This window comes from Variovorax sp. LG9.2, from assembly GCF_035018885.1.
Taxonomy (GTDB): domain Bacteria; phylum Pseudomonadota; class Gammaproteobacteria; order Burkholderiales; family Burkholderiaceae_C; genus Variovorax.
The window spans coordinates 287,989-306,882 of the sequence record NZ_JASJXB010000002.1 but is presented as its reverse complement, the minus strand read 5'-3'; the positions used below and the strand labels follow the sequence as shown (position 1 = coordinate 306,882).

Annotated in this window: 15 protein-coding genes; 4 read left to right on the top strand and 11 right to left on the bottom strand. The window is 65.9% G+C overall.

The window, feature by feature from the left end:
- Positions 1-15 precede the first annotated feature (15 nt).
- The 7 genes from QN413_RS03530 to bamC all read right to left on the bottom strand — a co-directional run bounded on the left by QN413_RS03530 (position 16) and on the right by bamC (position 7,081).
- The gene (locus QN413_RS03530) at positions 16-1,239 is read right to left on the bottom strand and encodes a pyridoxal-phosphate-dependent aminotransferase family protein (RefSeq protein ID WP_323495260.1); all 1,224 of its coding nucleotides are present in this window, start codon (positions 1,237-1,239) and stop codon (positions 16-18) included.
- A gap of 42 nt (positions 1,240-1,281) precedes the next feature.
- Positions 1,282-1,899 (bottom strand): DUF4337 domain-containing protein, encoded by a 618-nt coding sequence (locus QN413_RS03525; protein WP_323495259.1) that lies wholly within the window; start codon positions 1,897-1,899, stop codon positions 1,282-1,284.
- Positions 1,900-1,962: 63 nt separating this feature from the next.
- On the bottom strand, positions 1,963-2,223 hold the full coding sequence (locus QN413_RS03520; protein WP_323495258.1) for a hypothetical protein: 261 nt from the start codon (positions 2,221-2,223) through the stop codon (positions 1,963-1,965).
- Between the two features lie 157 nt (positions 2,224-2,380).
- On the bottom strand, positions 2,381-3,076 hold the full coding sequence (locus QN413_RS03515) for an SDR family NAD(P)-dependent oxidoreductase (RefSeq protein ID WP_323495257.1): 696 nt from the start codon (positions 3,074-3,076) through the stop codon (positions 2,381-2,383).
- A 32-nt stretch (positions 3,077-3,108) separates the two neighbouring features.
- Entirely contained in the window at positions 3,109-3,321 is a 213-nt protein-coding gene (locus QN413_RS03510) for a hypothetical protein (protein ID WP_323495256.1), read from the bottom strand.
- A gap of 80 nt (positions 3,322-3,401) precedes the next feature.
- A complete protein-coding gene (locus QN413_RS03505) occupies positions 3,402-5,894 on the bottom strand; it encodes a diguanylate cyclase domain-containing protein (RefSeq protein ID WP_323495255.1) in 2,493 nt (830 codons plus the stop codon).
- A gap of 65 nt (positions 5,895-5,959) precedes the next feature.
- Entirely contained in the window at positions 5,960-7,081 is a 1,122-nt protein-coding gene (bamC, locus tag QN413_RS03500; RefSeq protein ID WP_323495254.1) for an outer membrane protein assembly factor BamC, read from the bottom strand.
- 111 nt (positions 7,082-7,192) lie between these two features.
- Between bamC and QN413_RS03495 the strand changes: the two genes are divergently transcribed.
- Complete coding sequence (locus QN413_RS03495; protein ID WP_323495253.1) at positions 7,193-7,795, top strand: gluconokinase; 603 nt, start codon at positions 7,193-7,195, stop codon at positions 7,793-7,795.
- Positions 7,792-9,219: a gluconate:H+ symporter gene (locus QN413_RS03490; RefSeq protein ID WP_323495252.1), complete on the top strand. Its 1,428-nt coding sequence runs from the start codon at positions 7,792-7,794 to the stop codon at positions 9,217-9,219. The genes QN413_RS03495 and QN413_RS03490 overlap by 4 nt, the downstream gene beginning before the upstream one ends.
- A 429-nt stretch (positions 9,220-9,648) precedes the next feature.
- Here QN413_RS03490 and QN413_RS03485 read toward each other — a convergent pair whose 3' ends face one another.
- Genes QN413_RS03485 through QN413_RS03475 form a run of 3 tightly spaced genes read right to left on the bottom strand, consistent with a single transcriptional unit; the run spans position 9,649 to position 15,447 of the window.
- The gene (locus tag QN413_RS03485) at positions 9,649-11,151 is read right to left on the bottom strand and encodes an efflux transporter outer membrane subunit (RefSeq protein ID WP_323495251.1); all 1,503 of its coding nucleotides are present in this window, start codon (positions 11,149-11,151) and stop codon (positions 9,649-9,651) included.
- Positions 11,148-14,273, bottom strand: a complete 3,126-nt coding sequence (locus QN413_RS03480) for a CusA/CzcA family heavy metal efflux RND transporter (protein WP_323495250.1) — start codon at positions 14,271-14,273, stop codon at positions 11,148-11,150. The genes QN413_RS03485 and QN413_RS03480 overlap by 4 nt, the downstream gene beginning before the upstream one ends.
- Positions 14,266-15,447 (bottom strand): efflux RND transporter periplasmic adaptor subunit, encoded by a 1,182-nt coding sequence (locus QN413_RS03475; RefSeq protein ID WP_323495249.1) that lies wholly within the window; start codon positions 15,445-15,447, stop codon positions 14,266-14,268. Before QN413_RS03475 ends, QN413_RS03480 begins: the two co-directional genes overlap by 8 nt.
- A gap of 182 nt (positions 15,448-15,629) precedes the next feature.
- Between QN413_RS03475 and QN413_RS03470 the strand changes: the two genes are divergently transcribed.
- Complete coding sequence (locus QN413_RS03470; RefSeq protein WP_323495248.1) at positions 15,630-16,313, top strand: response regulator transcription factor; 684 nt, start codon at positions 15,630-15,632, stop codon at positions 16,311-16,313.
- Entirely contained in the window at positions 16,310-17,731 is a 1,422-nt protein-coding gene (locus QN413_RS03465) for a sensor histidine kinase (protein WP_323495247.1), read from the top strand. The genes QN413_RS03470 and QN413_RS03465 overlap by 4 nt, the downstream gene beginning before the upstream one ends.
- Here QN413_RS03465 and QN413_RS03460 read toward each other — a convergent pair.
- On the bottom strand, positions 17,715-18,851 hold the full coding sequence (locus QN413_RS03460; RefSeq protein ID WP_323495246.1) for an ABC transporter substrate-binding protein: 1,137 nt from the start codon (positions 18,849-18,851) through the stop codon (positions 17,715-17,717). The two genes, QN413_RS03465 and QN413_RS03460, sit on opposite strands and share 17 nt — an antisense overlap.
- Positions 18,852-18,894: the final 43 nt, after the last annotated feature.

The following is an 18,894-nucleotide window of genomic DNA, read 5'->3' as shown; positions in this document are numbered from 1 at the left end:
AGACCGACTTTTGATTCACGGCATGAATCGATTGTCTGCCGCCAAAGGGGAAAGCTGGGAAAGCCGGGATATAGCGCGATCGACACCGCCGCGGCCGAACGGAATGCCCTGTACCGTCATCGCTGCTTCGATGCCGGCGAGGCAGCCGAGGATCATGGCCTCGTTCATATCGCCCAAATGGCCGATGCGAAACGCGCGCCCCGTAAGCGACCCGAGACCGCCGGCCACTGCGACCTGAAAGCGCTCGCGTGCAATGCTTCGCAGCGCTTCAGGATCGACGCCCTCGCCCACCGCGATCGTGGTGACTGACACCGACCTCGACAATGGCACCGTGGCAAAGAAACTCAGCGCGCCCGCTTCGCTCCAGCACGCGACCGCGGCATGTACCGCGTCGGCAATGCGCCGATGGCGCGCGAACACTGCTTCGATGCCCTCGAGCGCGATCAAGCCGAGCGATGCCTCCAGCGCAAAGACCAGACTCTGCGGCGGCGTGCCGCAAAACTTGCGGTAGACGAGCGGGCTCTGCCGCCGTTGCCAGTCCCAATAAAACCGTGGCGTGGTGTTGAGGCGGGAGGCATCCATGGCGCGCGCATTGACTGCGACGAACGCCAGTCCCGGCGGCACCATCAAGCCCTTCTGGCTGGCACCGAGCGCCACGTCTGCCCGCAATGCGTCCATGGCAAACGGCGCCGCCGCGAGCGAAGCCACCACGTCGACGACAAAGAGCGCCGGGTGCCCAGCCCGGTCGATGGCCGCACGCAGCGCCGCCAGGTCGTTGGTGATGCCACTGGCCGTGTCGGTGTGCACCACGAAGACGGCGGTGATCTCGTGCGCCTCATCGGCGCGCAGCACCGCTTCGATCTCGGCCGGATCGATCGGCAAGCCTTCGACCCAGGGCGTGCGAATCACGCGGCCGCCCATCGCCTCGGTCTGCACGGCCCACGATTCGGAGAAGTGCCCTGTGCCCGGTACCAGCACGGCCTGGCCCGGCGCCACAAGATTGGCGATGACCGCCTCCCATGCCCCGTGGCCGTTGGCGGCGTAAAAGTAGACGTCGGACGCTAAGGTTTGCAGCAGCCGCTTGAGTCCGGCTTCGCAGGCGGCGATGCAGTTGTCGAGCCGCGGGTCGGACAGGTCCATCGGCTGCCGGCTCATGGCGTGCAGCACTTCGTCGGGCACCCGGGTCGGACCGGGCGAATGCAGGAACCGGTGGCCCGGCAGGCGTGGCGAATCGTTCATCGCCCGATCCTAGACGCTGATAGCGTCATCCATGGGATGCAGTCAGATGTGCAGCATTGCCAGCGCGCCGACCACCAGGCCGATACCGGCCACGCCGAACATGCCCCACTCCAACCACTTCTTGCGGGTCAGCAAAGCCATCGCCGCCAACGCAATGGCGACTTGCAGCGCAGTGGTCGCCTGGGCCCAACGGTGGTGCTGGTGCATTTGCGTTTCGGATTGATGATCCCAGTCGGTGGCATCTGTTTCTAGCTTTTGGGCCACGAGCTGGATCTCGGCTTTCTCGCGCTCGTAGCGCACCGCCTTGTCTTGCCATGTGGCCCTGCGATCCTCAGGCGACATATCGCGCGCGAACTCCGCAAGCGACTGTTTCGTGCTCTTGGACTGGTAGTAATTCCACTGATTGGAGGCCTCGGTCTTCTTGATGCCGGCATTGTTCTTGTAGAGCCCGGCGTTCGCCTGCGTCAGGCCGCCCATGTACGAAAAGATAGCGCCGACCGTGGCGATGATTGCGGTGCACACCGCGATCTGATCGGTCATGGTGCGACGACCCGAGTGCGGCGCGGCGTCGTCGTCCGCGGCTTTGTGGCCATGGTCGCCTGCGGGATGTTCGAGCACGTGGTCGTGCGGGCCGTGAGCATGAAAACCGTCACCTGACATGGAATACCTCCGTCACCGAAAATTTTGGGACGGGCGAGTATGACGGTGGTTGTGAAACAGTGGTCAGGACGACCGGTCTCGCACCCTTCGGATCACGCGGTCCGCCAGGTTGGCGAAATAGGCACGCAGCCGCGCCGCAGACATCCTCTCTTGCTGTTGTGCGGTAGCGAACGCAGCGAGGTCGTCGCCCTTGGGGCCGGTGCCGCTGCCACAGAGCTTGTCGCCCAGCGCCTCGATGATCTTTGCGCGGATGGCAGCGGTCGCGCGACGCCGACCGGCAAGGTCGTCGCGAAGATGTTGCAGAAAGGAGTCTTGATCGTCCATCGGGCCTTTTTCGTTAGGCCCAAGATGTACTACTTTATAGTTCTTTTTCAATCAGCCAAAGTGGCGGTGCCGACGTGGTCATCTTCTGACATGCGTCGTATGCCATCCGACGAACAGGCCGTCTGACATAGGCACGCCTTGGCCCGGCCACCCTCACTCACCAAGGCAATCGCTCGCCGGTGTACGAAAAGAAGCTGGCGGTGTGCTCCGGTTTCAAACCATCGATAACGCGCAACAGATCTGCCGCCGCGGCCGCTGCCGGACGACCGATTTCGGCACCCCGAAACGGCGCCGACAACGCCGAATCCACGGTGCCCGGATGCAGCGCCACCAGTACGGCATTCGGTTGCGCGCGCTGCACTTCGATCGCTGCCGTCTTGAGCAACATATTGAGTGCCGCCTTCGACGCGCGATAGCTATACCAGCCGCCCAAACGGTTGTCTTCGATGCTGCCGACCTTGGCCGAGACCACGGCCAATACGGCGCGTTGGCGGTCGAGCAACGGTGCGAACTTTGCCAGCACCATCGCGGGCCCGAAGGCATTCACTTGAAAGGTCTCGGCCATTTGGGCGAAGTCCAGTTGAGACAAACGCTTTTCGGGTGCGAAGCGGGTCGTGTGCAGTACGCCGGCTGCGTTCACGACCAAATGGAATGGACCGCGAGATGCCATAGCGGCGGCGGCCGCGGCCACGCTCGCTTCGTCGTTGAAATCGATGGATGGCAAAGTCTTCCGCCCGAGTCCGATCACGCTGCCGCAGCGCGGATCGGCTTCGAGTTGCCGCACCATCGCCGCGCCTATCGCTCCCGATGCGCCGATGACCACCGCTCTGAATCCTTCAGGAAAGGATTGCATGCGAACTGTGGAGCGCGGCCGGCAATACGCTTCTAGAAGTTTTTCGCAAGCCGGTTGCTTGTGAGTGTCGCTGGACGCGACCGCTTGTCGAGTTCCCGCTCGCACGCCACGACGATTGCCTCGGCCGGCCCGTCCCAGAACAAGACCCGATGCCTTGCAGCCATCAGCATGCCCAACAGTTCGATGTCGGTGAGCAGATCGATGTGGGTGGGCGCTTCACTCGGCAGTTGATTCGGTTTGTCCATGGAGATTGCGGCGTGGGGTCATACATTCTGCGGACCGAGCATGACCATGGGCTGACCTACGCCGGCCCATCGGTCGCGCCCTATCTGTCGCGTCGAGCCCGCCGCAACCCTCCAGACCCCTCCGCTGCGTCCGCTGCGTCCGCGGCTTCCGCGGCATTCACCGTGACTTCGTCACTGATCGCTTCGATGGCATCGTCAGCGTGCGTGGTGTCGCACACGAAGCTGTCGCGTCCATTGCGCTTGGCCTGATACAAGGCCGCGTCGGCGCGTCTGAGCAACACTGCCGCGTCGTTGTCATGCGGCCCGCGAAAAGCGATACCGATGCTTGTCGACACGCCCGAGCCCCCGTCCTGCGCATCGCTGAAGCCGCGCAGTTTTCGCACCCTTTCGACGATGCGTTGCGCCACCGCGGTCGCTTCGGACACGCCGGAGATGTCATTCAGAATGATGGTGAACTCGTCGCCCGCAAGACGCGCGACCGTGTCGCTCGGCCGTACGCACTCCTTGAGAATCGCAGCAAAAGCCACCAGCAACTTGTCCCCGGCCTCGTGGCCGAAGGTGTCGTTCACGCTCTTGAAGTAGTCGATGTCCAGGAACATGAGTGCCGACGTCCGATGTGGCGCGGCCCGGCTCAGCAACAGTCCTTTCAGGCGCTCGTCGAACAGGGCGCGATTGGGCAGGCCTGTCAGCGCATCGTTCTCGGCAAGATAGCGAAGCCGCTCTTCGGCGGCCTTGCGCGGCGTAATGTCCGCGCCTGTGCCGGCGAGGCGTATCGCCATGCCTTGCGCGTCGCGTTCGACCACGCGCCCCAGGCCGCGAATCCAGATCCAGGTGAGCGCGCGGGTCGCCATCCGGAACTCGGCATCGAATGTCGGCGTGCGGCCCCTGAGCGCGCCTTCGAAGCAGTGAGTGAGCCAGTCGCGGTCGTCGGGATGCACGCGATTCATGTACACGGCAAGGCTCGTCGTCTCTTCCAGCGCCGGCTCGCCGCGCATCGTCGCGGCCTGCGCGCTTTGATAGATGCGGCTGCGCTTTACGTCGAGGTCGAACAGTGCAGACCCCGATCCTTCGAGCGCCAGGCTGAGCCGCTCCTCGATGCGGGCGCGCAAGGCGGTGGCCTCGCGGCTGGCCGTAACGTAAAGCGTGAGCGCGAACAGGCCGACCACCGTATGGTCGGCGTCCCGATGCGGGATCAAAGTTACTTCCGCGCGACGCGGTCCCGCCAGGGTCTGGATCTCGCGCTCGTAGGCTATCCGGCGGCCGCCCAGACACGCTTCGATGTCCTTGCGGAAGATGGCGTATTCAGCCTCCCCATAAACCTCTACGAGACTCTTGCCTATCAGGGCATGGGTATCGACACCCAGCAATTCCTTGAAAACGTTGTTGGCAAATAGAAAGCGCTGCTGCGCGTCGAGGTACGAAATCATCGCGGGCAGGTTGTCGGTGATCTGTTGAAGCTGGAACCGGCTCGCCTCCAGCAAGGCCGTGCGCTCCTGCAACGAGTCCGACATGCGATTCAGCGCGCTCGCGAGCTGGCCGATTTCGCCGCCCTGAGACACGCTGCTCCGATGATCGAAACGGCCCTGCTCGAGCCGCGCTGCGTCATCGCTCAACTGGCGCAACGGCGCCGAAATGCGACGACCGGCCACTGCTGCAGCGGTCAGGCCCAGCAGCAACATCGCCAGACCCGCCAGGAAAGTCTGCGCCAGATGTCGCTTCATCGGCGCCAGCGCGATCTCGTTCGGAATGCCGACGTAGACAAACCACGGCACGCGCCGCGATGCGGTAAAGCCGCCGATGCGCGATACCCCGTCGGCATTGGGGCCGTCTCGCACGCCGTCCACCAGGTTGGCGGCCACGGTGCTCGCCACGAACCCGGCACCCAGGTTTTTGCCAATCCAGCGCGCCGGGTCGAGTGACCTCGCCAGAATGACGCCGTCGTGGTCGAGCACGGTGATGACCGCACCGGGCGGTAAGCCACCGGCCGGCAATACCAGCGCCTGCAACAGCCGCAAACGTGCGGTCGCGGTCACCACGCCCACCACCCGGCCCTGCCGCCGGACCGCGGTTGCAAAGACGGCGACCTGTTCGCCGTTGGATGCGGCGAGGATCGGCGCTTCCACAGGCAGGTCGGCACCCGCCACCGCTTGCTTGAAAAACGATCGCTGAGCAACGTTCAGTCCGGTCAGGCGCAATTGCTGTTCGGCCGAGCCTGTCAACTCACCGTTCGCGCTCCAAACGGCAACGTTGTTGATCTGTGCGGGCCTGCGCGACGCAAGGCCCCTCAACAATGCATCGTTGGCGGCATTGCCTCCAGACTCGGGAGTGACGACTTCCGCGAGCACGCCGAGGAACTGACCGATGTCGCCGACGTGGTCGTCCAGTCGGGCCGAGGTGAGGCGCGCCAGGCTCAACATCTCCTGTCGGACCTGTTCGCGTTCCTGCCTCGCCTGCAGCAATGCCGTCGTTGCAAGGAAGATCGAGAACGGAATCGCCACCGCAAGGACGAGCAGGAACAAGCGTCCATTGATCGTGAGACCTTTGACAAAGCGGCGGCGGAGGCGGACCAGCATCCCCCTAGTTTCGCGCACTTTGTCGGCGCGCCTTGTCGGCGCGTGGACGGGCGCCTAACTGGTGCTCAGCGCAGGTCGCTGGCCAACACCTGCACGATGCGCTGCGCCACTGCCGATTGCTCCGGCGCCCCCGCCTCCGTCAGCACCGAAACCGTGCTGGCCCCGCCTTCGCTGCGAACCTGGATGCCGAGCTTCAAGGGCTTTTCGACAGGCGAAGGTTTGACGTACTCGACCATTTTGGTAAGGAGCCCCGGCTCCGCCCCGGGCGGCCGTGGCGGCACAAAACGGATGAAGTAGGTGCCCGTCCGGCGGTCACGGTCTTCGACAGTGAAGCCCGCGTGATCGAGGGCCAGGCCGACATGCCGCCAGGCGAGATCGAAGCCTTCGACAAGCTCGAGCGTGCTCCGGCCCGTGGTCGCATCCCTCTTCATGTCACCCTTCACGATCCGTTGCGGCACCGCGACCTTCGCGGTGCCAGCCGTGGGCGCGCTGCCGAGCGCAAGCATCATTTTGCGAAGGTATTCGCTTTCGAGCGCGATGTCGGCCGGCTGTGCCTGCCAGCCACCCGGTGTGCCGGGCGTATCCCGAACGTTTTCATGCATGCCGCGGTGCGTCACGAAAATTTCCGTGCCGCTGGCCGTGCGTTCCAGCCGCGTGCGAAAGATGTCGAGCTCACCGGTCGAATGGCGGGAATCGACCAGCTTGCCCATCGCGTCGCGCACCAGGTCGCCGGGCACGTTGGCGTGACTCTCGGCCCAATCGGTTTCCATGACGCCGCGCGCGGGGTCTTCGATGCTCAACAAAAATCCGCTCTCTTGCCAGAACGATTTGAGCGGCTCCCACAGCGCGTCGGGCGAACGGCCGATCGACAGCCATTGGTCGGTGCCGTCGCCTTCGAGCTTGATATCGCCGACAGCGCGCACTGCCGTCGGCTGCACGAATGGCTGAGCCCTCTCGGAAGCGTATGCGCTTGCAGCCACCGACTTGGGCCGTGCGTCTGACCCCGATCGGGAGAGTTGAGCTACATCGGGCGGCACATCCAGCAACGGTGCCTTGCCGGAACTCGTGTGATAACGCATGCCGTCACCGTCCTTGGGCGCCGCGCACGCCATCACGCTCGCGACGAATGCCAGCGCCAGGCTTGCTCTGAAAAGCAGCCAGGCGCTGCGTGTTTCGGTTGGGTTCATCGGGCGATGGTGGCCGCCGATTCGGGAGAAATATGGGAGGCCGACGGCAGCATCGCGCCCCTGGTGCTATGTTCAATACCGACCCGAGTGACCCAAGCAAGTGGAAGAACAATGACAACTCAAACCAGCACCAGAGATACCTCACCGCTGCCACTGCCGCTGACTTTGCCGATAAAGCCGCCCATCCCCCAACCGGTGGTGCTGGTGGTGATGGGCGTTTCAGGCTGCGGCAAAACCACCGTCGCGGCCCTTCTTGCCGGCCGCCTGGGCTGGCCTTTCGAAGAGGGCGATGCACTGCACCCGCCGGCCAACATCGAGAAGATGAAGGCCGGGCATCCGCTCGACGACAACGACCGCGCGCCCTGGCTGGAGAAGGTCGCCGACTGGGTCGGGGAGCGCCTCGACGCCGGCGGTAGCGGTTTGATCACCTGCTCTGCGCTGAAGCGTTCTTATCGCGACACCATCGACCGACGCGGTTCTGGCGTCGTGTTCATCTACCTGCACGGGTCGTACGAAACCATCGCTGCGCGCCTGGCCGCACGACATGGTCATTTCATGCCGACCAAGCTGCTCGACAGCCAGTTCGCCGACTTGCAGGAGCCCGGTGCCGAAGAGCCCGCGATTCGCGTCGACGTCGGCCCCGCGCCATCGGAGATCGCCGATACCGTCATCAAGATGCTCGGCCTCGACATCACCAAAGGAGCAGCCCCATGAACCCCGCAGACCTCATGCACCAACCGCTGAACGCGCACGACACGCAAGTGCTGATCGTCGCTGCCGTCGGCATCGGCATTCTGATTTTGCTGATCGTGTGGCTGAAGATGCACGCGTTTCTGGCGCTGACCATCGGTGCTCTGTTCGTCGGTGTCGGCTCGGGACTGCCGCTCGACAAGGTGACGGCCTCGTACGAAGCCGGCGTCGGCGGCGTGCTTGGCTATGTCGGCGTGCTGATCGCACTCGGGGCCATGCTCGGCAAGCTGCTGGCAGATTCCGGCGGTGCCGAGAAAGTGGTCGACACGCTGCTGCAAGGTCGCCCGGCAACGCTGCCCTGGAAGATGGCGCTGGTCGCCAGCATCATCGGCATCCCGATGTTCTTCGAGATCGGGCTGGTGCTGCTGATCCCGGTGGTCATGCTCGCGGTGCACCACTCCAAGGGCCCGGCCATGCGACTCGGCATCCCGGCGCTGGCCGGCCTGTCGGTGCTGCACGGATTCATCCCGCCGCACCCCGGCCCGTTGGCGGCCATTGCGATTCTTCATGCCAATGTCGGCGTGACCCTGGCGCTGGGGCTGCTCATCGCCATCCCGACCGTCGCCGTCGCAGGGCCGCTGTTCGGCCTGCTCGCGGCGCGCATGGTGCCGATCGGCGCTGCGGGTGCCGGCCTGGCGGTGTCCTCTGCAAGTGCATCGAGCGCATCGAGCGCATCGGGCAGCACCGCGGGTGGCAAGGATGAGGACCCGAAGCCGACGCACAGCCCGACCTTCACCTGGACCTTGATCACGTTGTTGGCTCCGCTGGCGCTGATGCTCATCAAGGCCGGCGCCGACATCTGGATGGACAAGACGGCGCCGCTGCGGCCCGCGCTCGACTTCATCGGCGACCCGGTGTTCGCCCTGCTGATCGCGGTGCTGCTGGCGATGGTGACCTTCGGTACCTCGGTCGGCTTCACGCCCACGGTGCTGGCCAAGAAAATCGGCGCCAGCCTGCTGCCTGTCGTCGGCGTCATGCTCATCGTCGGCGCCGGCGGCGGCTTCAAGCAGGCGCTGGTCGACGGCGGGACCGGACTGGCCATCGCCAAGATCGCCCTGGCCGCCGGCCTGTCGACCCTGCTGCTCGGCTGGATCGTCGCGGTGCTGATCCGCCTCGCGACCGGCTCCGCCACCGTGGCGACGGTCACCGCCGCCGGCATCGTCGCGCCGCTGGCCGTGGGCCTGTCGCCCAACCATCTGTCGCTCGTGGTGCTGGCCGTGGGCGCCGGCTCGCTGTTCTTCTCGCATGTGAACGACGCGGGCTTCTGGCTGGTCAAGGAGTACTTCGGCCTGACCGTGATGGAGACCATCAAGACGTGGTCGTTGATGGAGACGGTGATCTCGGTGATGGGATTGATCCTGACGCTGGCGCTGTCGCTGGTGCTTTAGTGGGTGCTTTAGACAGCGGCGTCGAAGGCGGCACCGCCGCCTGCCGGCAATCACGCAGGTCGATGGAGGCCTCGTCGCCCACCGCCCACGCGCGATCGCGGTCGAGCAAGACGATGCGCAAGCGCGATCGCCGCCCCTGTCGATAGGCCACTTCGGCAAATGCGCCGGCCGCGCGCACCGAGGGCGCAAGGGTCATGCGGCAATCGTCGTCCACCTCGCCCGGAGCGGGCAACCCATCGCCGAGCCGCACGATCACACCAAGACGCCTGCCACCGGCCGTATCGTCGCTCGATGGCATGACCCCGCCTTGGGGCGCCGGCATGCCCGCGGCACATCCGCTCGCTGCCAGGACGCACACGCACAGGAACAGCAGCGTTGCGACGCACAGCCAGGCGGATTTCGGCATGAAGCGGCCCGGCCTGACCATCGTCAACTCCCCTGCCCGTTCGATGACACCGCCGCTGCATCGTTTCGCCGTGCGTCGACGGCGTGCAACCAGCCGCCACCCAACGACTGAAACAACGCCACGCTGTCGGCGAGCCGGGCCGATTGCGCCTGAATGCGCGCGATGGCGGCTTGCCGCAAAGCCTGCTGCGCGACCAGCACGGCAAACGACCCGGTAGCGCCGGCGTCGCGCTGCGCGCGGGCGATGTCGAAGCTGCGCGCGGCCGCCTGCTCGGCGCGGCTTTGCGCGGCCAGGGTCGCCGCATCGGCCTGGATCGCGTTCAGCGTGTCGGCAACGTTCTGGAACGCGCCCAGCACCGTGCTGCGGTACTGCGCTGCGGCCTGCGCCTGCGTGGCCTCCGCTGCACGCTGCCGGTGCATCAGTGTGCCGGCATCGAACAGCGGCTGCACGAGGTTGGCACCGATGCCCCAGAAGGCAGTGCCGGCAGTCGCGAGCTGCGACAGCCGCAACGCGGTGGTGCCGATGTTCGCGGTGAGTTCGAAGTTCGGCAGCCTGGCGGCCAGCGCCACGCCGATCTGCGCATTGGCGGCGTGCCACTGGGCTTCGGCGGCGCGAACATCGGGCCGCTGCACGACCAGTTGCGAAGGCAGGCTTAGCGGCAGCTCACCCGGCAGCTGCAATGCGTCGAGACCGATCTCCGGAATGTCCGCGTCGCTCGGCAGCCGGCCCAGCAACACCGCGAGCAGGTTGCGTTGTTGCGCCTGCTGCTTTTGCAGCGGCGGCAAGGTGGCTTCGAGTTGGGCCAGCAGCGCCTGTTGCGCCGCCACATCGGCCGTACCGACCTGGCCGAGCGCCTGCTGCCGGCGCACCATCGTCAGCTGCGAATCCGCTAACGCGACGATCTCTCGCGTGGCATCGATCTGCGCGCGCACTGCAGCGCGCTGGATCACTGTCGCGACCAGGTTGGCCGTCAGCGTGAGCTGCGCGGCCTCGAGCTGAAAGCGCTGCACGTCCGACAGCGACTGCAACGATTCGAGCTGCCGTCGATTGCCGCCGAACACGTCCGGCGCGTAGGCGATGTTGAGCTGCGCCGTGTGCAGGCTGTAGAGGTTGCCACCTGAGGCAACCGGGCTCGCCAGCGACGTTGCCACCGACTGCCGTGTCGGCGTGAACTGCGCCCCGACCGTAGGAAAGAAGGTGCCCTGCTGCGCCAGCACGTTCTCCTGCGCGATGCGAAGCGATGCCCGCGCTGCCTCGACGTCGGCGTTCGCTGCCAGCGCCTGCCGGACCATCGCATCGAGCGGTGCCGACTGAAACACCGACCACCATTTCTCCGGAATCGTCCGGCCATCGACAAAGCGTTGCACTGCAACACCAGCGGTGTCCTGAGTCTGCGTCTGTGCCTGCGCCAAAGGCTCGGCCGTGTAGCGGTCGGTGACCGGCGCCACGGGCGGCTTGAAGTCCGGACCTACCGCGCAGCCACCGATCAGAAAGACGCCGGCGACGGTCCATGCAATGCGCTTCATGTGGCTGCTCCAGCGGGGTCGGTCAGGTCGGCATGCGCTTGGGCGTGACGTGCGTTCATGGCCTCGAGCCGGCTTGCGACCAGGTAGTAGAGCGCTGGCAACCAGACCAGCGTCAGACCGGTCGCGGTGACCAGGCCACCGACCACCACCGTGGCCAGCGGACGCTGCACATCGCTGCCGAGCCCATGCGCCAGCGCGGCCGGCAGCAAGCCGAGGGCTGCCACCGTTGCCGTCATCAGCACCGGACGAAAGCGTTCCCGAGCGCCCTGGATCACGGCCTCGCGCAGCGGCAGCTTTTCTTCCACGCGCAACCGGTTCAGGTTCGACACCATGATGATGCCGTTCATCACCGTCACGCCGAACAACGCAATGAACCCGACCGCGCTCGACACGTTGAGCGTCATGTCGCGCAGATGCAAGGCGACGAACCCGCCGAGCGCGCCGAGCGGCACAGCCAGCAGGATCAACGACGGTTGCCACAGGTTCTTGAACTGCGCAAAAAGCAGCGCGAACATCAGGACGATGACCATCGGCATGATGAGCATCAACCGAGCCTGCGCACGCTGCTGGTTCTCGAACTGGCCGCCCCACGCGAGCTGGATGTGCGCGTGGTCGTACTTCACCTTGGCCTCGATCTGGGCGTGCGCATCTTCCAGAAAGGACGACAGATCGCGCCCGCGCAGATTCAGCCGCACCGTCAGATGCCGCTTGCCCATCTCGCGCGTGATGGTGCTTTCGCCGTCGTCCAGCCGCAGCGTCGCGACCTGAGACAGCGCCACCTTGGCGCCACCGGGTGCGCTCAGCACCAGCCGGCCGATCGCGTCGGGGTCGCTACGGCTCTGTGGCGTGAAGCGCACCGCGATGTCGTAGCGCCGCTCGTCGACGAACAACTGCGCCACCGGTGCACCGCCGATGCCGGTGCCGATGAGGTCCGCGATGTCGGCCACGTTGATGCCATAGCGCGCAGCCGCCGCCCGGTCGACCTCGATGCGCAGCTGCGGCAGCGGTGGCTCCTGGTCGATGATGACGTCGGCTGCACCGGGCACTGCGGAAAGCACCCGGTCGATTTCGCTGGCGATACGCCGCGTTTCCTTGAAGTCGTTGCCGTAGATCTTGACCACCAGATCGCTGTGTGCGCCAGCGAGCTTGTCGAGCACGCCGTCGATCATCGGTTGCGTGAAGCCGACCTGCGTGCCGGGCAACTGCGCAAAGCGCGCCGCCAGGCCGCTGATCAACTCCTGCTTGCTGAGGCCCGATTTCCATTCGGCCTGGGGATGCAGTCCGACGCTCACCTCGATGTGCGACGCGGTCCATGGATCGGTGCCGTCGTCGTTGCGGCCGAGTTGCGTGACGACGTACGAGACCTCGTCGAACTCACGCGCGGCGTCGCGCAACCGGTTCGACATCTGCGTCGCCTTGTCGAGCGAAATGCCGGGCGGCAGCGTGACCTGCAACCAGAGCGAACCTTCGTCGAGGTATGGCAGAAAGTCTCGCCCAATGGTCGCCGCGGCACCGATCACGCAGACGAAGGCCAGCGCAAAAGCGGCCAGCGTCAGCGCACGTTGCCCGACGATGCGCCGGAGCAGTTGCTCGTACCAGTGGCCGAGCGCTTCGAGCGCCCGGTTGTGGAACACGCGGCGTGGCTTGCGGTAGGCCAGGTAGGCCAGCCCCGGAATCAGCAGCAACCCGACCGCCAGCGCGCCGACGAGTGCAAAGCCGATCGCAAAAGCCATCGGGGCAAAGAGCTTGTATTCGATGCGCTGAAAGGCGAACAGCGGCGTGTAGGCCGTGATGATGACGACCATGCCGAAGAAGATCGGGCGCGTCACCTGCAAGGTGGCCTTGAGTACGTCGCGCGGCTTCAGGGGTCGGTCTGCATGCGCCTCGCGCTGGCGCAGGATGTTCTCCATCACGACGATGGCCGCGTCCACCACGATGCCGAAATCGATCGCGCCCAGGGACAGCAGGTTGGCCGGGATCTTCAGTTGGTGCATGAAGGCGAAAGCCGTCAGCAACGACATCGGAATGGTCAGCGCCACGATCAGCGCGGCGCGCGGGCTGCCCAGGAACAGCAGCAGTACCAACGTGACCAGCGTCATGCCTTCGAGCAATGTCTTGCCGACCGTGTGCACCGTCGCCTGGACCAGCATGGTGCGGTCCAGGTAGGGCACGACCTTGACGTCTTGCGGCAGCACGTTGTCGTTGAGGTCGCGCACCGCTTCGTGCACACCGTCGAGCACCGTCGAAGGGTTCTCTCCCTTGAGCAGCAGCGTCACGCCTTCGATGGTGTCGGGGTTGCTGTCCTTGCCGAGGATGCCTTGCCGTTCCTTGTTGCCGAGCTTGACTTCGCCGAGGTCTTTCACGAGCACCGGTACGCCGTTCTTCTGGCTCACCACGATCTGCGCCAGGTCGTCCAGACCGCTGATGAGCCCCACGCCGCGCACCACGAAACCTTGTTGGCCGCGCGTCAGCACGCTGCCGCCGGCGCTCGAATTGTTGGCGTTGATCGCCTGCGTGACCTGGGCCAGCGTGATGTTGTATTTGCTGAGCTTGGCCGGATCGAACTCCACCATGAATTGCGTGGTGAGCCCGCCGAAGTTCGACACGTCGGCGACGCCCGCCACCTGCTTCAGGCGTGGGATCACCTTCCAGCGCTGCAACTCCGACAACTCACGCAGGTCGCGTGTTTTCGATTCGAGGGTGTAGCGGTAGATCTCGCCGATGGGCGATGTCAGCGCGTCGAGGCCAGGCTGAGCGCTGTACGGCAGGGCGACGCCACCGATGCGCTCCTGCAGCCGCTGGCGCGACCAGTAGTCTTCGGCGCCATCGCGGAACACGACGGTGATCAGCGACAGACCGAAGGTGCTCTTGGAGCGCATCACGTACATGCCGGGCGTGCCCATGATCTCGCGTTCGAGCGGAATCGTGATCTGCTTTTCGACCTCTTCGGCGGCCAGCCCCGGCACCTGCGTGACCACCTGCGAGGTGGTGTCGGCGATGTCGGGATAGGCCTCGAGCGGCAGCTGGGTCCAGCACCAGGCGCCGTAGCCGGCCGCCATGGCGAACACCAGCCAGACGATGCCGCGCCGTTTCAGGCAGGTGGTGACGAATGCGTCAATCATCCAGCAGCACCCCGTCCTGTACCACCACGCGCTCGCCGCTCTTCAGGCCGGCAAGCACCTCGATCCGGTCGCCGACCCGTGGACCGACACGCACCACGCGCGGCTCGAAATGCCAGGGCGATGCTTCCACGAACACGCGGCTGTGCAATCCGCTTTGCACCACCGCGTCCATCGGCACCAGCAGTCCGTTGTGCGGCTTCGACAGAAAGGTGGCGTTGGCGAACATGCCGGGCTTCAGACGGCCGTCGCGGTTGTCGAGCACCATGCGCACCTTGACGCGCCGGGTGTCGGGGTCGAGCACTTCGCCGATGTAGCGCACCGTTCCGCTCAGGGTTTCGCCGGGAAAAGCGTCGAGGACCACGCGCACCGGCTGGTCGACGAACAGCGCCTTCAGATCGGCCTCGCCCGCACTGGCGGTCACGAACACTCTGGACAGATCGGCCACCGTCATCAGCGAGGCGGTTGCATCGTTCCAGTACGCGCCCTGCGCAGCGCTCAGGTCGATCACGCGGCCCGCCACCGGCGAGCGCACGGCCAGCAGGCGGCCCGTGCCGGCCGTGCCCGGCCCTGCATCCGGCTTGTCGGCCTGCCCTGCGCCGAGTTGCATCAGCCGCGCCCTGGTGCGCGCCACTTCGCTTTGCGCCTGGTCGAAATCGTTGCGCGCCTGTTCGATCTCGCGATTGGCCGCAATGCCGGACGCGCCGAGCGCGCGTTGCCGCTCCAGCGCCTGCGTCGCGAGCGCCAGGGTCGAGCGGGCCTTTTGTGCGTCGCTGCGCGCCTGCGCCAGATCGGCAGAATCGATGCGAAACAGCACATCGCCGACACGGACCGCATCGCCCAGGCCCTTCTCCAGACTCGCCACGCGACCGGTGACGGGCGGCGCCACCTTGACCAGCTTGGCCGGATCGGCCTCGACCACCGCCGGCAAGGACAGCGGCACCTCGATGGCCTGCGCGTCGGCCCCGGCCACGACCAGTGACTGTCGCAAGGGCGAGCCCTCGGGGACCACCACCTGGGCACCGACGTGCTCCAGCACAGGCACCGGCACGGCCTTTGCCGCCTCGGCGGCATGTGCCCGACTTGCCATGAACCACCATGCGACGCCAACGGCGATCAGCGCCACGGCGCAAATCACGAGCAGCGCGCGGCGCGACTTTCCTTTGTCGTCATGCATGTTTTTTCCCTGTTTTTTCTGTTGATCGACTCAGTCGGCTGCAGAACGAGTCCGTCCACCGGGAGCGCGACGCAGCTTAGATAGCCGCGCCTGAAGAACGCCGCAAGAAATCCTGAAGTCTTCTTCAGGATCGGCGTTCGCCGGGCTGGCCGCCGGGCATTGGTGCGAGACTCGCGGCCGTTATGAAAATTCTTCTTGTCGAAGACGATGGAAAAGCGGCCCGCCTGCTCGCGCGCGGGCTCGAGGAAGAGGGTTTTCTGGTCGACATCGCAGGCTCCGCCGAAGATGGCGAACAGCGCGTTTTTGCCTCCGACTACGACCTGCTGATCCTCGACTGGATGCTGCCCGGCAAGGACGGCCTGGCGTTGTGCGCGGCACTGCGGCGCCACAAGATCCACACGCCGATCCTGATGCTGACCGCGCGTGACGCGCTGGGTGACCGCGTGACCGGCCTCAATACCGGCGCCGACGACTACCTCACCAAGCCCTTCTCTTTCGACGAACTTCTGGCCCGCGCCCGAGCGTTGCTGCGCCGCTCGGAGCTGACGCGACCGTCCGTGCTCACGGTCGGCGACCTGAGCCTCGACCCGATGGCCCAGCGTGTGCAGCGCGCCGGCACGGTACTCACCCTGACGCGCAAGGAATACGCGATCCTCGAGGTGCTGATGCGCCAGGCCGGCGACGTGGTGAGCCGGTCGCGCCTCGCCGAGCAAGTGTGGAAGGCCGACCTGGTCGCCATCGACAACCTGATCGACGTGCATGTCGGCAACCTGCGCCGCAAGATCGATGCGCCGGGGCTGCCCACGCTGATCCAGACGGTGCGCGGGCGCGGCTTCAGGCTCGGTGCCGCGGAAGGCGAAGCATGATCAGTTTTCGCCGCCGGCTCACGCTGGTGCACCAGGCCGTCATCGTCGTGGTGCTGACCGTGACGGCGCTGGCCGCCTACTGGACGCTGTCGCGCGAGGTGCATGCGCAGCTCGACGCAGCCCTGTTGGCGCTGGCTGAAACCGAAGCCGCTGCGCTGCCCGAGCAAGGCGGTCAGGCCGTCACCGTGCACGAGGCCGTGGCCGCTGGCGCGCCGCCATCGTTCGAACGGCTCGACCGTCTGCTGCAGATCGTCGGCGCCGACGGCGAGGTGCTGGCGCGCAGCCGCAACCTCGGCGCGGCCCGCCTGCCGTTGTCGCCCGATCTTTCCAGGCGACTTGCAGCGGGTGAAGTGGTGTTCGAGACGCTGCACAGCTTCGGCAGTGAGCCGACGCGCCTGGTGTCACTGCCGGTGCAGGGCCACGGCAATGTGCGCGCCGTGCAGGTGGCGGGCTCGCTGGACGACGTCGACCGTGTGGTCGAGACCGCCAGCGTGCTGTTCGGCGTGATGGGCGCGACGCTGCTGCTGGCCGTCGGCGCGGCCGGCTTCCTGCTGACGCGCGGCGCCTTCAACGCGATCGGCGATGTGGTCGAACAGGCACACCGCATCGGCGATGCCAGCCTGGGTCGTCGCTTGCCGCACCCGGGCACCGACGACGAGATCGGCCGGCTGGTGCAGACGCTCAACGAGATGCTCGACCGCCTGGAGCACGGCTTCGATGCACAGAAACGCTTCACCGCCGACGCGTCGCACGAACTGCGCTCGCCCTTGTCGCGCCTGCGCACCGAACTCGAACTCGCACTGCGCAGACCCCGGGAACCGGCCGCCTATGTGGATGCGATGCGCTCATGCGTCGAAGAAGTCGAACGTCTCACCTTGCTGGTCGAAGAACTGCTCACACTGGCGCGACTCGATGCCGGCCAAGAGCGCGGGCCGACCGAAACCGCGTCGTTGAAGGCGCTGGTCGAGGAAGCGATGGCGCGCCAGGAGAGCGCAGCTCAGGAGCGTGGCGTGTGCATGGCGCTTGCGCCATCGGCGATGCGGCACGAGCTGATGGTGGCGCGCGGGCCGGCGAGTCTGGTGCTGGCCAACCTGCTGGACAACGCGGTCAAGTTTTCACCGCACGGCGGCCGGGTGACGGTGCAGCTGGCGACCGAGGGCGCCGAAGCCCGGGTGAGCGTGGGCGACGAAGGCCCTGGCATCCAGAAGCAGGATCTGCCCTACGTGTTCGAGCGCTTCTATCGCGGTGCCGCAGCACGTGCCGGCGCGGTGCCGGGAATCGGCCTGGGACTGGCGCTGTCGCACGCCATCGTGAAGGCGCATGGCGGTCGCATCGAGGCGTCGAGCCCCGTAGCCGGCGGCGCACTTTTCACAGTGTCGCTGCCCTTCGCCGACGCTGCGGTTACTGCTCGACCTTGAACTCCCCGTTCACGACCTTGAGCATCACGCCGGTCTCGTTGGTGTAGCCCCAATGGTCGTCGGCGGTCCAGTTGAGGACGCCGTGCGCCAGCACGGTGCGACCCATGTTCTCCATGGCATCGCGCAGTGCAGCACGAAACTCAGGTGTGCCGGGCTTGGCCTTTTTCAGCGCGACTGGCACGGCGATTTCGAGTACGGTCAATGCGTCGGTGCCGTGTCCTGCAAACTGGTTGCGCGAGCCCGGGCCGTAGGCTTGCTCGTACTGCTGCACGAACGCCACCGCGGCCTTCTTCGACGGATGGCTGTCGGGCAACTGGGCGCCGATCATCGCCGGGCCGGAGACGACGAATGTGCCTTCGGCATCCTTGCCCGCCGTGCGCATCAGGTCGGGTGATGCGGCTGCGTGCGTCTGGTAGATCTTGCCCTTGTAGCCGCGCTCGACAATGGCTTTTTGCGGCATGCCGGCGCCGCTGCCCGAGGCCACGATCAGGATCGCGTCGGGGTTGGCAGAAGTCAGCTTGAGCGCTTGCGCTGTCACGCTGGTGTCGGCGCGTGCAAAGCGCTCCACACCGACGACCTTGATGCCGGCCTTGGCGCCCTGTTCGGTAAACGCCTTGAGCCACAGCTCGCCGTAAGCATCGGTGTAGCCGAGAAAGCCCACCGTCTTGATGTTCTGCTTCTTCATGTGCTCGATGACCGCGTAGGCCATGACACCGTTGGACTGCGGCAGCCTGAAGAACCACTTGTCTTTGCCGGGTGGCAGCCCGGCCGGCGACGTCGACAGCTGCGGCGTGCCCGACTCGGCCGTGACCTCGGCCATCGGTGCGGCCACCGGTGTGGCGGACGAGCCGACAATGACGTCGACCTTGTCGTCGGTGACCAGGCGCTGCGCGTCCTTGACGCCCGTCGTGGGATCGCTGGCATCGTCCAACACGATCACCTTGAGCGTTTGGCCCGCGATGGTCTTGGGCCACAGCGCGATAGCTTTGTTGACAGGAATGCCGAGGCCGGAAGCCGGTCCGGTGAGTGGTTGCACCACGCCAATGGTGAGATCGGCATGGGCGGTGCCCAGCATCGTGGTGGCCAGCACGGCGGCAAGGGTGGCGAGTTTGAAAGTCATGGCGGCGCTTCTCCTGAAGAGGTCGTCAAAGAACATGGTGATG